The organism is Pristimantibacillus sp. PTI5 (assembly GCF_048572955.1).
GTDB lineage: Bacteria > Bacillota > Bacilli > Paenibacillales > Paenibacillaceae > Pristimantibacillus.
In genome coordinates, this window is the sequence record NZ_CP183886.1 from 1,500,744 (window position 1) to 1,513,468 (window position 12,725).

Genomic DNA, 12,725 nt, shown 5'->3' on the forward strand with positions numbered 1-12,725 from the left:
CCATCCCCGTGAATCTAGACATATTTTTTGACGGGAGCCGTATACGAACCGCTCCGTTTTTGCAAAGCATCCTCGTACAGCCGCTCAATTTGGTTATTCATTTGCTCCGAATGGAATTTCTCCTGGAAAATTTCCAAGCCCGCTTGTCCCATTGCCGCAAGCGTATCCTTGTCAAGCTTGTGAATGATAGCTGCCAGCTCCAGCTTGTTATTGAAATCGAACACGTAGCCGTTCAAGCCATGCTTGATAATTTCCGGCAGCGCGCCCCGATTGCTTGCAATAACGGGCTTCTTATTCCTAAGCGCCTCGATGGCAACGATGCCGAAGCCCTCCCAGCGCGACGGAATGATAACCGCATCGCACGCTTTCATATAGCGGTCGATTTGCGAGTTATCCACCCAGCCAAGCTTGACTGTATTTTCGGGAAAGTCGTAGCTAACCTCTTCCAGCACCGTGTCGCCGACCAAATACAAGTTTACTTTCGCAAACTTATGCTCATTGAACACCTCCAGCAGCAGATCAAAGCCTTTCTGGCGGTCAAAGCGTCCGACATAAAGCAGATTGATTTTGCCGGGCTCGGTTTCGAACGGCGGCGAATTTGAAGGCACCGTATCGGACACGCCGTTGTATACGATGCCTGATTTGCCGGCAGGCAGTCCGTAATGCATCGCCATATCGTATTCGTGCTTGGAAATGTTAATAATGTAATCGGTCCGAAGCGACAGCGCCTTCTCAACCATAGCGAATATCCGCTGCTTCCAAGGCTTGATGTCCATCAGGAACGCCCAGCCATGCGCATTGTAAATCACGACCGGACGCCGGCTTTTGAAAAAAAACAACGTCCGCAGGAATACTCCCGCGAACGTTCCGTGTACGTGTACGATATCCGGATTAAAATCCTTTACTTTACGGTGAATGGCCTTCATCGCTTGAAGAAAATAAGCCGGCTTCCGTTTGTATGGATAAAGCTGCAGCCGGCTTCGGCTGATTTGCAGCGTATCAGGGCTTGAGTTCTGCTCGGAAGCCATGAGATAAATATCATGTCGGCCCGATTGGTAGCTCAGCACCTCGTTCAGGTGGGTTTCAATGCCACCCTTGGTAAACTCCGAAATATGCAGGACTCTTGCCATTGTTCTCAACTCCTAATATGCGTCCTGGGAGCCGACGACGGCTCTTACCGTTTTGAACAAGATTTTGATATCGAACCAAATGCATCTTTTCTCGATGTAGGTCAGGTCCAGCTCAACCATTTGCTTAAAGTTGAGGTTGTTTCTTCCGCTGACCTGCCAAAGCCCTGTGCAGCCCGGCGTTACGGTCAAGCGCTGCTTGTCGTACTCCGTATATTCCGCAACCTCTCTCGTAAGAGGCGGCCTAGGACCAACCAAGGACATTTCTCCCCGCAATACGTTAAGCAGCTGCGGCAGCTCGTCAATGCTCGTTTTCCGAATCAGCTTGCCGATCTTCGTAATGCGCGGATCATCTTTCATTTTGAACATCGCGCCGCTGATTTCGTTCTTGGCGAGCAGCTCCTTCAGCTTATCCTCGGCGCCGGTCAGCATCGAGCGGAACTTATACATGCGAAACGGCTTTTCGTTTTTGCCGATCCTCGTTTGATAGAAGAAGACAGACCCTTTCGGGTCCTCCCACTTAATAAGGATTGCGATGATGACAAACAGAGGGCTTAAAAGCAACAAACCGCTCAGCGAACCAACAATGTCAATCGTCCGTTTCATAATGGAATACATCGTTACCGCTTGGCTTTCTTCACGCCTTGAGACTGCATTCGCATAATAATCTGAAACGCCGACTACCGCTTCATCCTGATATTGCGGAGGTGTCATCCTCTCTCACTCCTTCCAGCTAATAGCTGCTTGCTAAGCTCCCGTTCCATTAATTCCTCAAGCTCGGACATCAGCTTAAATTTCAGCTCGTTATTTCTAAGGGCAAAATCAATATTCGTCATAATAAAACCAAGCTGTTCGCCGACATCGTACCGAATGCCTTGGAAGTCGAAGGCATATACGCCTTGGTCCAAATTCAGGTTCTGGATCGCATCGGTCAGCTGGATTTCTCCGCCGGCGCCGCGTTCGTGACGGCCCAAATATTCGAAGATTTCAGGCGTCAGCACGTAACGGCCCATAATGGCCAGATTGGAAGGCGCCTGGCCTTGCGGCGGCTTCTCCACGAAACGGTTAACCTCGTAAAGATTGTCGAGCCTCTTGCCGGGATCGACGATCCCGTACCGGTGAGTCTGATCCACGCCTACGGTCTGAACGCCGATAACCGAACGGCCTGTTTGTTCATATTGCTCAATTAGCTGTCTTGTGCACGGCACATCGGCTTCAACAATGTCATCGCCAAGCAATACGGCGAACGGTTCGTCTCCAATGAAATTGCGCGCGCACCACACGGCATGGCCTAATCCCTTAGCCTCTTTTTGCCTTATGTAGTGGAGATTCACATTTGATGATTTTCTTACTTTTTCCAAAATATCAAGCTTGCCTTTACCTTCCAAAATATGCTCCAGCTCGAACGCGATATCAAAATGATCTTCGATTGCGCGTTTACCTTTACCGGTTACGACGATGATGTCTTCAATGCCCGATTCAATCGCTTCTTCCACGATGTACTGAATGGTCGGCTTGTCGACGATAGGGAGCATTTCTTTCGGCATCGCTTTTGTTGCTGGCAAAAAACGCGTACCTAGTCCTGCGGCGGGGATAATGGCTTTTCTCACTTTTTTCATTTGATTTCACCCTATCCTATTATATTTTTTTGTATATACAGGGGCATTGAACCCCTCCTCACGTCACACCCTTGACGATTAACGTCTAAGGTCGGCTGACCCACAGCATGACCGAGTGCCTCCGGTGATAGAGGTGCAGGAGACATTACCTATCTATTTCTTGCGCCTAGCGATGGGGGCTATTCACGTTAAATGTCCGTTTTTTCCCCATAGTAGTAGGAATAGATATCTGAATGATTACGATTGATTTTATTAAGCACGACGCCTAGAAGCTTCGCTTTTACATGGTCAAGGGATGCTTTTGCCTTAAGTACGACATCCTTTTTCACGTTACCCGAGTCGACGACGAGAACGACGCCGTCGCTCCGCGTGGCAACGATTTGAGCATCCGTAACGGACATGATAGGCGGCGTGTCGATAATGACCATATCGAACCTCTCCCTCGCCGTCTTCAGCAGGTCGGCCATTTGATCGGACGAGAGCAGCTCCGAGGGATTGGGAGGCGTTGGCCCCGCTTGTATAATCGAGAGGTTCTCCGTGTTCGTGAACTGGATAATGTCCTCCAGCGGCATTTGATTAAACAAAGCCGTCGTCAAGCCGGTACGGTTGGATTTTCCAAAGATGTGATGCTGTGAAGGCTTGCGAAGATCCGCATCGATCAGCAGCACTTTCTTGTTAGCCTGCGCAAAGGCGACGGCCATATTGGCGCAGGTTGTGCTTTTTCCCTCGCTCGGCTTGGAGGAGGTAACCATAATAACTTGCAGCTTATGGTTTAACGTCGAGAACTCGATGTTCGTCCGCAGCATGCGGTAGCCCTCGGAAATCGGCGATTTCGGGTTAAGCTCGGTGATCAGGTTCCATTTAGGAGTCAAGCGAGACATTTTGTTCCCTCCTTGCGATCTTCTTTAGAGGCATACTGCCTGTCCCATCCAGTGAATCCCGCTCTTCGAAATTCGGAATGGAGGTAAGAACCGGAACGCCAAGCAGATTTTCAATGTCCTCCTCGGTTTTAACCGTGTCATCCAGGTAATCCAGCAGAAAGGAAAGTCCGACTCCTAGCATCATGGCAAGCATAAACGTCACCGCGATGTTCATCTTGGGGTTCGGCGCTACCGGTCCATGGAATTCCTTCGGATCGGCTTGGTCGAGCACCAAGACATTGTCGACCTTCATCAGCTCCGGTACCGATTTTTGAAAAACGATGGCTACGGCGTTGGCTATTTTGGCTGCCTGCTCATAGGAATCGTCCTGAACCGATATGGACATAACCTGCGTTTCATTGACCGAGCTTACGCTTACCTTGCCGATTAGCTCTCCGTATGTTACCCCTAGCTCGGGGTACGCCTTAACAACCTTTTTCATCATTCTCGGTGTTCTCAAAATTTCTTTGTAGGTTTTGATAAGTCCAATCGTGGAGTTGATAGAGCCAACGTCTATGCTTGGTATCAGCGCGCTGCTGTCCTTATAATCGTTAACGATTAGTTTAGCGGAGGCTTCATATTGTGGTGTGATTAAATAGCTGGAGTAAATGCCGATGGCCAAACAGCTAACGGTAATGATCAAAATGATCATCAATAGTCTTCTTTTGACAATGAGCCAATACTGTTTCAATTCCAATTTATTTCCTCCATAACTTGAAAATCTGTTTTCTGTTCACCATTGTTAGTTGTTCTAAATGAATATTAAAATTTACTCATTATTCAAAACGCGAACTTTTAGGCGCCGCTTAGGGCCAGGAAACCTACTATCATGATTTCCTGAAGATAGATAAGAACATGCTTATTGTTTGGTCGTGTTTATAAATTCATCAACGGTTCCGCCGTTCATGACATGCTCCATCATATCGTTAGAGCATGCTTGCAAGCCCATCTTCCCAAGCAGCTGCGATACCTGCTCCGCCATATCAATGGGTTCGTTCCGCAGCCGGCAGCCTATCGCCGCAAGCAGATCCGGCAGCGTTCTCGTTTCCGCCTGTCCGTTATTCCGTACCAGCGAAGGGTCCTCGGATAGTATTTTCAAAAATTGCTTCAGCCTTACCCGCTTCTGCTCTTGATTGGAAACATTCATCTTTGAAACCTCCATTCATCAGCTCGCTCATTCACTATGAATCATGGAACTTTTATTTTGCCTCTCGTTGAAATCTAGTATGACACAGATAAGAATAATTCTTGAGGGAATAAAGACATGGTGCGAATTAGACATTCCTGCTCATTTTCAGCTCGCTTTTCATAAGTACTGACTCCTAAATGATGTGAATAGTTGGATATAAAAGGATAAGTTTTGAATGTCGAATTTAATAATTCTGATAATTGGAAGCGCTTTATGAACTTTCTGAGAGAATCCCGCTACAGACCCATTTTTTTTAAGGCGCCATTCGGCTCAATCCCGCATGATATAAAGGATTTTCCCGTTTTTTCGCTCGTCTGAATCACTCATTTTAATCAAAAAAAACAGATATTTTCCCGAAAAAAAAAGGGACTATTGGCCAGCCTCCTACTAAAGCAGGACAAAATATCCCTTCGACATTTTTCGCATTGCTCATTTTTGGGTATGTTTTCTAACATGAGAACGTTATCTTTACGCTAAAAAAACAAAAATAACAAAATTTTAATCTAAAAATAAGGAAGATGAAGCCAAAAAACGTACATTCTACGGCTCTTACCGCGAGAATGTCGAGGAATGAAATCGGTTGCTGCTCGGACGGACAGGATATGCTTCCACGAATCGGGATAAATATAAAGCTCCGCAAGCACTGAAAACGGACCAACTTCACGCCCTGAGCCATTCCCAAAAGACTACTGTCCTTCCTTCTCCCAACGGCCTAGACACGGCTGATTTTGGCGAAAGAGACCGGCCGTCTTGCGGCAGAATACGCAGCTTTTATACAAACGCAAACGGTTGATGCCTGCTATTCCAAAAAAAATGCCCGGGAGCAACTCGCTTATATCGCATAAGCTGGCTGCCTCCGGGCATTCGTTTCCTCTTTGTTATCTAATGGTTACTCCATGACATATGCAAGCAGCAGCGCTGCCGTATTTACGATAGCATCCGCATGCGTCCTCTCCATGCCATGGGAGGCATGGACGCCTGGACCGATCAAGGCCGCCCTAATGTTGCTGCCGCCTCGAAGCGCCGCGGAAGCATCGGACCCGTAATACGGATAAATATCGACTGCGTAAGCCAGCTTATCGCGTTTCGCCAGCTCGATAAGCCTGGAAGTCATTTGATAATCATAGGGTCCGCTCGAATCCTTCGCGCAAATCGAAACATCCTGCTCCGTCGTGGAAAGATCATCTCCGATCGCGCCCATATCGACGGCTATCATCTCCGTAATGTCAGCGGGTATATAGGAGCTCCCGTGCCCCACTTCCTCATAGGTGGAGAAAATGAGTTTGAGCGAATGGGCAGGCGTCCTGCCTTCGCGCTTCAGCCATTCCATGAGCCCAAGCAGCGCGGCAACGCTCGCCTTGTCATCCAAATGCCTTGATTTCACCCAACCGTTAGGCAGAATACGTGTCCTCGGCTCCCAGGATATGAAATCGCCGACTGCTATGCCCAGCGCTGCGGTGTCCGATTTGGATTTGACCGTCTCATCCACGCGTATTTCCATATTCGCTTCCTCGCGCTTCCACTCTCCAGCATCTTTGAACACATGCACGGATGCTTTCGTAGACAGCACGGTTCCTTCATAGGTCCGGCCATCGCGCGTATGTATGCGCGCATACTCCCCTTCGACCGTATGCATGGCATACCCGCCGATCGGTGTGAAGCGCAGCGTACCGCAAGGATTTATCGAGCGGACCATCGCGCCAAGGGTATCGAGATGCGCCGTCAATCCGATTACCTTATCGGATTGACGGCCTGGAATCGTAATGATTCCGTTGCCTTTTGGCGTGATCTCTATGGCGTAGCCCAGCCTGCGCGCTTCCTCCTCCAAATACTTCATGATCTCCATGCAATAGCCGCTTGGGCTGGGAATATTCAGCAAGGTCTCAAGCTGGCTAAGCATATACGCTCGGTCCAGCTGCGGCGCAAAGGGAATGGTCATTATTTTATGCTCCTTTTGTTTAGGGATAGCTGGATCGGATAGATACAGCCGTGAAAGCTCTTGTTTATCTATTTTAAGTGATTGGCTTCACGGATCAAAGCGACGGGCAGCGGTTAGCGATATGATTACGAAAGCATTATAGGCGGATTCGTTCCAACAATTTTTCTTTAGCCGTTTTATCGTGTGCCTTTTTGGTTCCGCATAGCCGATAATTTCGCTTCCTCTATCATGCCTGCTTTATAATAGAAGCAACTGTTTCGCTGAAGCGTGTTTGCAGGAAATTATTCCCTGTCATCCCCTTCTCATTCCATTCCCCCGCAACGATTCGTGATTTAGATCTATACCTATTCCGCTCAAAAATAGCTTACACCTTCTTTATGGATGCTTCTCGTCTGAATTTCGATATCTTGCTATTCCATCCGGAAATGCGTACATACGTTCACTTTCGGGGTTATACTAGTGGTGGAGGTGAAGATGCATGGTAAACCAAAGCAAGCAAAACCCGAACCAGCCATTTTCCGATTCTCAATCCGCAGCGGAAACACCGTCAACGGCATTGGGACTTCAAGAAAAGTGGAATGCCGTCCTCGGCAACGACGCTTCTTATAATGAAACCTTTTTTTATGCCGTCAAGACAACGGGAATTTTTTGCCGGCCATCCTGCAAATCAAGACCGCCGAACCCGGATAATATCACTTACTTCGATACGGCTGAGCAAGCGGCGACCGCCGGATTTCGTCCATGCAAACGCTGCAAGCCGACCGGACAACGCCTGCCCGATGATGAATGGATCGCTGCCGTGACTGACTATATCGACCAAAACTATAGCAATGCGCTAACCCTAGAGCGGCTGGCAGAGATCTGTCACGGCAGCCCCTACCACCTGCATCGGACTTTCAGGAGGTTGAAGCAAATGACTCCCGTCGCTTATATCCAGCAGCAAAGGATTAACAAGGCGAAGGAGCTGCTCCTTTTTTCGGATGATCCCATTTCAGATATAGGCGTTCGTGTAGGCCTAGCCAATACGCCGTATTTTATTACCCTATTCAAAAAAATAACCGGTCACACGCCGGCAAGCTTTCGAAAAAAACAGACAGATCATTGAATGGAGGCTTCATCCTATGGAAAACAACGCAAGCCCGCAATTATATTGGACGCTTCTGTCGCATGAGGATTGGAATATTCACCTTGCCGCGACTTCTGAGGGCCTTTGTTTTGCCGGCTCTCAAAACCAACCGATGGAGGAGCTTGTTCAATGGGCGAAAACAAAGCTTCCGGGCAGCGTCTTGATTCAAAATGACCAGCTGCTGCAGCCGTACAAAGACGAGCTGATCGAGTATTTCCAAGGCAGGCGCACAAGCTTCACTGTCCCGTTCGATTACCGCGGAACCAGCTTCCAGCTAGAAGTATGGCGCGCGCTGAACGGCATTCCTTATGGCCAAACCAAATCCTATTCGGATATCGCCAATCTCATTCAGAGGCCGGCCGCGGTCCGGGCCGTAGGCACGGCGATCGGCGCAAATCCGATCCTCATTACGGTTCCCTGCCACCGCGTGATCGGTAAAAACGGAGCCCTAACCGGCTATCGCGGCGGCATAGAGATGAAAAAGAGGCTGCTGCAATTGGAGAATGAAGCGGCGAGACGGGAAGGAGTTGAATCCCTTGCTTGAGCCTCTCGCCAGCCGTATCGCAAAGCTGGACTTTGCAACGCTTCAGCAATCGCTAGAAGAGCAGGGATATGCGAAGCTGCCCGTCTTATTAGATCCTTCGGAATGCCGGGAAATGATTGGCACCTACGGGAACGAAGCGCTTTTTCGCAGCACCGTTAACATGGCAAGATACCGGTTCGGAATCGGAGAATATAAGTATTACAGCGCTCCGCTTCCCTCCATGCTGCAGCTGCTGCGTGAAGGCTTATATCCGGGCCTTGCGGTCACGGCTAACCGCTGGTTAGAACAATTAGGCAAAGAAGCCGCTTATCCGCCAGCCTTCCATGATTTTCTGGCCCATTGCCACAGCGAGGAACAGAGGCGTTCTACCCCGTTAATATTGAAATACGAAGCAGGAGGCTATAACTGCCTGCATCAGGATTTGTATGGAAAAGTATACTTCCCGTTTCAGGTCGTCTTTGCATTGAACCAGAAGGAGACCGACTTTACGGGCGGTGAATTTCTGCTCGTCGAGCAGCGTCCGCGAGCGCAGAGCCGCGGGCATGCCATTACGCTTGAGCAAGGCGAAGGCCTTATCTTCCCCACTCATGATCGTCCGGTCTTAGGTACGCGCGGCTATTACAAGACGACGCTTCGGCATGGCGTCAGCACCATTACCTCAGGAACGAGGTACAGTCTCGGCATTATTTTCCATGATGCCACGTAAACGCAGTTCCACATTCAAGGAGGTTTATCTTATGGCAATCATTCCAAAGCTTATTCACTTGCAGGTATCCCAATGAAAACCGAGTATTTATACAAGCAGCCTAAGACGCTTCTGAATAAGGGAACCGGTTTTCTGACGGGCTACAGCCATTCGCTGAACCCTTATACCGGCTGTGTTTTTGGCTGCTCCTACTGCTATGTGCGGAAAATGCCGGTTTCGCTGTTTAGAAACAAGGAATGGGGGACCTGGGTCGATATCAAGAAGGATGCTGCGGAGGTTTTTCGGAAGGAACTGCTTAGAGCCCGCAACAAAGGGCCCGTCACGATCTTTATGTCCTCCAGTACCGATCCTTACCAGCCTATTGAGCATAAGGAAAGGATTACCCGCTCCTTGTTGGAGGTCATGGCAGAGAATCCGCCCGACTTTCTGCTCGTTCAAACGCGCAGCCCGCTTGTCCGCAGAGATATCGATCTTTTGCTGAGGCTCGGGGGGAAGGTCCGCGTCAGCATGACGGTGGAGACGGATCTCGATGAGATCCGCAAGCATTTTTCGCCGCAGGCCCCTCCGATTCAAGCCAGGCTTAAGACTCTTCAATTATTGAAGGAAGCCGGTGTTCAAGCGCAGGCCGCAATCGCTCCGGTACTGCCAAGCAGCGAGGCATTTCCGGACAAGCTGCGGCCGCTTGTTGACCGCATCTGCATCGACGATTATTTTATGGGCGACGGCAGCAGCGGAAAACGAACCCGGCAAATGGGCATTCATAAATGGTATGAGCCGCTGGGGCTTGAAGAATGGCATGAGCCTTCCGCCTATCAAATCGTTTATGAACGGATGAAGCGCGTTTTCTCCGAGGAGCAAATCTATATCAGCCAGCAGGGCTTTGAACCCTAGCCACTGGCTAGCGCTTTCGCTTCATGGCGCGAATCCGTGTTTTCGTTTCCGGATCTACGCGGTAGGATTCCGTTATTTTTTGCAAAGCTTTGTTGTATGTGAAATCGTCCAGAGCGCTGCTCGCCAAATAGGCTTGCGTGATCTCTGGCAGCTTCACATAACAAATCGAAATCGCCCACGCCACCGCCATTTTGACATAGTAGCTGCTGCGGTCGGTCTGATCAAGCAGCCGCAATACACAGTGAATGTATTCTTCGTCGATATAAAAATCAAGCAGCATGACGACGCCGAAGCGTATCTCATACTCTTTATCCGATGCAAGATACGGCTGTAAAAAATTCCACACGGTATCCTTGTTCGTTTTCGTGATCTTCAGTCCGATGCAGAAGCTGTCGCACACGGACCAATTGTCCATTTTCGGCACAAAATCAGCGATATAGGGTAAAACTTCCTCGATGTCGGCTTGTATATATCCAATGACCATCCCCTGCAGCATGACTTCCTCGAAGTACTCGTTTTCGGCATTTTTAAGGAATTGGCGCCAATCGCCCTTTGCGATCGTTTTCGCGAGCTTCCGCAGATAAGGCAGACGAACGCCTAAAACGTTATTTATGTTCGGAATAAGCGCAGCAGAAAATTTCCTGTAATCCTCCTCCGCCCACGCAAGCAGCTGTTCCTTAACGGTTATATTCATGACCTTGCTCCTTTTTGCTTATTCAAATGAAAGGTTCCACAAATAAAAGGAAGCGACTGAACCATGCGGAGAATACCGGCGTCTATATCCGTCAAATTGCTCTTTGGTCAGCGAATCAAGACCATACAATTTCATCATTCCGCGCCGGACGGCAATATCTCCCCAGCTGACGATATCCGGACGCTCGAGCGCATGAATAAGCAGCATTTCCGCTGTCCACTTTCCGACTCCCTTTAAGGCGATCAGTTTCTTTATGACTTCAGAATCCGGAAGCTGCCGCAGTTCATTCAACGGGAAGTCTCCCTGCGCGATCGTCTGCGCGATATTTTTAATGCATACGGCTTTTTTCATGGTCATGCCGCAGCCTTGAATCGCTTCGGCCGCCTGCATCGCCAGATTGGCAGGCGTGATTTCTCCCAGCCTTTCCTGCATTCGCTCCCATATGGTGCGGGCTGCCTTAGCTGAAATAAGCTGACCGACAATCGCATGAACGAGCGCAGTGAACAGCTCCGGCATGATGGTCCGTTCGACCTTGCCCAGGCGCTCCATGGCTTCGCCAAGCACAGGATCAACGCTTTTTAAATAGTCAATTTCCTTAGCTCCATAATCAAAATACTTCGTTATTACGGCCGGCATTCCGCTTACCCTCCACCTTCAACGCCCATCGGCTCCGATTGAACCACGAGCTCATTTGATTTACGCCTGTTCTCTAACTATACATCACGAGGCGGCGTATAGCAGAATATACGAATAGAATAGCAAGATAACGAAGCTTTCGCATTACGGAGATGAGGAGCCGGACAAAGAAAAACAGCCTTCCCGATAGTAAAGGAACGCTGCTTTGGTATAAATATAAGCTTAGTAGATGCGGTGCTTCCAGCCGTTTAGCTTGGCAACAGCCTCAAGATAATAATAATCGCCATAAATTAAGGAGCCATCGGCGTTAGCGGATACGCTGCTCGAGCCATGCAGAAGAATAGCCTCATGCTCGGGGTTATCCCAGGTTGCGTAATTTTCAGTAAGCGAACGCAAAATGCGCTCGGCTGCTCCCGCATACAGGCCTTTTTCGCCTGTCGGCACAACCTCCGCGATTTCAAGCAGGCCTGATGCCGCGATCGCCGCCGCCGAGCTGTCGCGGTAACGTCCTTCCACCGATTCAAAGCGGAAATCGGAATAAGGAACATGATCCTCCGGCGAAGCTGCTATAAAATAATGCGCGATCCGTTTGGCCGTATCCAGGAACCGTTCATCGCCGGTATTGCGATACGCATTAATGAAGCCGTACAGCCCCCAAGACGTTCCGCGGCTCCAGGAGGATTCAGCAGACAGGCCTTGCCCGCCAAAGTTTTCAATATAGGCGCCTGTCTCCGCATCAAAGGAAAGAATATGTTTTGTCGAGCCGTCTTCGCGAATACCGTACTTCATCGTCGTTTCCGCATGGGCAGCTGCCATATGCTTATAACGAGGATCACCCGTCACCTTGCTCGCCCAGAAGAGCAGCGAAATATTAAGCATGCAGTCGATGATTACCCAGCCATGCTTGTCTTCATTCCAGGCACGAATAAATCGGCCTGCCGGATTGTATCTTGCCGCCAGGAAGTTGGCTGCTTCGATCCCGCGGCGGAAGGCATCCTCATCGCCGGTAATCGTATGCTTAATGACCGCCGTGGATAGGAATTGAAAGCCAACATCATGATGCATCTCCACCGTCGGTTTAATGAACCATTGCTCGAGCTCCTCATCCCAGCGCCACGCCGCCTCTTTGTAATGCTCCTTGCCCGTCATATCATGCATAATCCAGAGCATGCCCGGCCAGAATCCGGTTGTCCACCAATCGGTGCCGATATCATCGAATTTCCCGTCTTCTTTCGCAAAATGAGGACATTTATCGCCCATCTGCCCAATGGTCCGCGTCACTTTTTTATCGAGTCTTTCCATGATTTCCTGCCAATATGCCGTGCTCATCTCAT

General features: G+C 49.4%; 14 protein-coding genes. 4 read left to right on the forward strand and 10 right to left on the reverse strand.

The window, feature by feature from the left end:
- Window positions 1-14: 14 nt before the first annotated feature.
- The 7 genes from ACN6MW_RS06915 to ACN6MW_RS06945 form a co-directional block, all read right to left on the reverse strand.
- Window positions 15-1,130 carry a glycosyltransferase gene (locus ACN6MW_RS06915; RefSeq protein WP_419874799.1) on the reverse strand — a complete coding sequence of 372 codons (1,116 nt, stop codon included), beginning with the start codon at window positions 1,128-1,130 and terminating at the stop codon, window positions 15-17.
- A 12-nt stretch (window positions 1,131-1,142) separates the two neighbouring features.
- A complete protein-coding gene (locus ACN6MW_RS06920) occupies window positions 1,143-1,841 on the reverse strand; it encodes a sugar transferase (protein WP_419874800.1) in 699 nt (232 codons plus the stop codon).
- Window positions 1,838-2,746 (reverse strand): UTP--glucose-1-phosphate uridylyltransferase GalU, encoded by a 909-nt coding sequence (galU, locus tag ACN6MW_RS06925; protein WP_419874801.1) that lies wholly within the window; start codon window positions 2,744-2,746, stop codon window positions 1,838-1,840. Before galU ends, ACN6MW_RS06920 begins: the two co-directional genes overlap by 4 nt.
- Before the next feature lie 188 nt (window positions 2,747-2,934).
- A complete protein-coding gene (locus tag ACN6MW_RS06930) occupies window positions 2,935-3,627 on the reverse strand; it encodes a CpsD/CapB family tyrosine-protein kinase (RefSeq protein WP_419874802.1) in 693 nt (230 codons plus the stop codon).
- The gene (locus tag ACN6MW_RS06935) at window positions 3,608-4,363 is read right to left on the reverse strand and encodes a YveK family protein (protein WP_419874803.1); all 756 of its coding nucleotides are present in this window, start codon (window positions 4,361-4,363) and stop codon (window positions 3,608-3,610) included. Before ACN6MW_RS06935 ends, ACN6MW_RS06930 begins: the two co-directional genes overlap by 20 nt.
- A gap of 162 nt (window positions 4,364-4,525) precedes the next feature.
- Complete coding sequence (locus ACN6MW_RS06940; RefSeq protein WP_419874804.1) at window positions 4,526-4,813, reverse strand: hypothetical protein; 288 nt, start codon at window positions 4,811-4,813, stop codon at window positions 4,526-4,528.
- A gap of 931 nt (window positions 4,814-5,744) precedes the next feature.
- Window positions 5,745-6,794 carry a M42 family metallopeptidase gene (locus ACN6MW_RS06945; protein ID WP_419874805.1) on the reverse strand — a complete coding sequence of 350 codons (1,050 nt, stop codon included), beginning with the start codon at window positions 6,792-6,794 and terminating at the stop codon, window positions 5,745-5,747.
- Between the two features lie 478 nt (window positions 6,795-7,272).
- On the opposite strand from ACN6MW_RS06945, the gene ACN6MW_RS06950 reads away from it, so the two are divergent.
- From ACN6MW_RS06950 to ACN6MW_RS06965, 4 genes are all read left to right on the forward strand, one after another.
- The gene (locus ACN6MW_RS06950) at window positions 7,273-7,899 is read left to right on the forward strand and encodes a bifunctional transcriptional activator/DNA repair enzyme AdaA (protein WP_419874806.1); all 627 of its coding nucleotides are present in this window, start codon (window positions 7,273-7,275) and stop codon (window positions 7,897-7,899) included.
- A gap of 16 nt (window positions 7,900-7,915) precedes the next feature.
- Entirely contained in the window at window positions 7,916-8,464 is a 549-nt protein-coding gene (locus tag ACN6MW_RS06955; RefSeq protein ID WP_419874807.1) for a methylated-DNA--[protein]-cysteine S-methyltransferase, read from the forward strand.
- Window positions 8,424-9,170 (forward strand): 2OG-Fe(II) oxygenase, encoded by a 747-nt coding sequence (locus ACN6MW_RS06960; protein WP_419874808.1) that lies wholly within the window; start codon window positions 8,424-8,426, stop codon window positions 9,168-9,170. The genes ACN6MW_RS06955 and ACN6MW_RS06960 overlap by 41 nt, the downstream gene beginning before the upstream one ends.
- Window positions 9,171-9,242: 72 nt before the next feature.
- Complete coding sequence (locus tag ACN6MW_RS06965) at window positions 9,243-10,061, forward strand: radical SAM protein (RefSeq protein WP_419874809.1); 819 nt, start codon at window positions 9,243-9,245, stop codon at window positions 10,059-10,061.
- A 7-nt stretch (window positions 10,062-10,068) separates the two neighbouring features.
- Here the strand turns inward: ACN6MW_RS06965 and ACN6MW_RS06970 are convergent, their stop codons facing one another.
- The 3 genes from ACN6MW_RS06970 to ACN6MW_RS06980 all read right to left on the reverse strand — a co-directional run bounded on the left by ACN6MW_RS06970 (window position 10,069) and on the right by ACN6MW_RS06980 (window position 12,720).
- A complete protein-coding gene (locus ACN6MW_RS06970; RefSeq protein WP_419874810.1) occupies window positions 10,069-10,755 on the reverse strand; it encodes a DNA alkylation repair protein in 687 nt (228 codons plus the stop codon).
- Between the two features lie 18 nt (window positions 10,756-10,773).
- Window positions 10,774-11,391: a DNA-3-methyladenine glycosylase family protein gene (locus ACN6MW_RS06975; RefSeq protein WP_419874811.1), complete on the reverse strand. Its 618-nt coding sequence runs from the start codon at window positions 11,389-11,391 to the stop codon at window positions 10,774-10,776.
- 222 nt (window positions 11,392-11,613) lie between these two features.
- The gene (locus tag ACN6MW_RS06980; RefSeq protein WP_419874812.1) at window positions 11,614-12,720 is read right to left on the reverse strand and encodes a glycoside hydrolase family 88 protein; all 1,107 of its coding nucleotides are present in this window, start codon (window positions 12,718-12,720) and stop codon (window positions 11,614-11,616) included.
- Window positions 12,721-12,725: the final 5 nt, after the last annotated feature.

Coding starts and splice junctions, on each gene's coding strand:
- ACN6MW_RS06915 (WP_419874799.1), bottom strand. CDS start 1,130: ATGGCAAGAGTCCTGCATATTTCGGAGTTTACCAAGGGTGGCATTGAA.
- ACN6MW_RS06955 (WP_419874807.1), top strand. CDS start 7,916: ATGGAAAACAACGCAAGCCCGCAATTATATTGGACGCTTCTGTCGCAT.
- ACN6MW_RS06930 (WP_419874802.1), bottom strand. CDS start 3,627: ATGTCTCGCTTGACTCCTAAATGGAACCTGATCACCGAGCTTAACCCG.
- ACN6MW_RS06920 (WP_419874800.1), bottom strand. CDS start 1,841: ATGACACCTCCGCAATATCAGGATGAAGCGGTAGTCGGCGTTTCAGAT.
- ACN6MW_RS06980 (WP_419874812.1), bottom strand. CDS start 12,720: ATGAGCACGGCATATTGGCAGGAAATCATGGAAAGACTCGATAAAAAA.
- ACN6MW_RS06975 (WP_419874811.1), bottom strand. CDS start 11,391: ATGCCGGCCGTAATAACGAAGTATTTTGATTATGGAGCTAAGGAAATT.
- ACN6MW_RS06945 (WP_419874805.1), bottom strand. CDS start 6,794: ATGACCATTCCCTTTGCGCCGCAGCTGGACCGAGCGTATATGCTTAGC.
- ACN6MW_RS06965 (WP_419874809.1), top strand. CDS start 9,243: ATGAAAACCGAGTATTTATACAAGCAGCCTAAGACGCTTCTGAATAAG.
- galU (WP_419874801.1), bottom strand. CDS start 2,746: ATGAAAAAAGTGAGAAAAGCCATTATCCCCGCCGCAGGACTAGGTACG.
- ACN6MW_RS06950 (WP_419874806.1), top strand. CDS start 7,273: ATGGTAAACCAAAGCAAGCAAAACCCGAACCAGCCATTTTCCGATTCT.
- ACN6MW_RS06940 (WP_419874804.1), bottom strand. CDS start 4,813: ATGAATGTTTCCAATCAAGAGCAGAAGCGGGTAAGGCTGAAGCAATTT.
- ACN6MW_RS06960 (WP_419874808.1), top strand. CDS start 8,424: ATGAAGCGGCGAGACGGGAAGGAGTTGAATCCCTTGCTTGAGCCTCTC.
- ACN6MW_RS06970 (WP_419874810.1), bottom strand. CDS start 10,755: ATGAATATAACCGTTAAGGAACAGCTGCTTGCGTGGGCGGAGGAGGAT.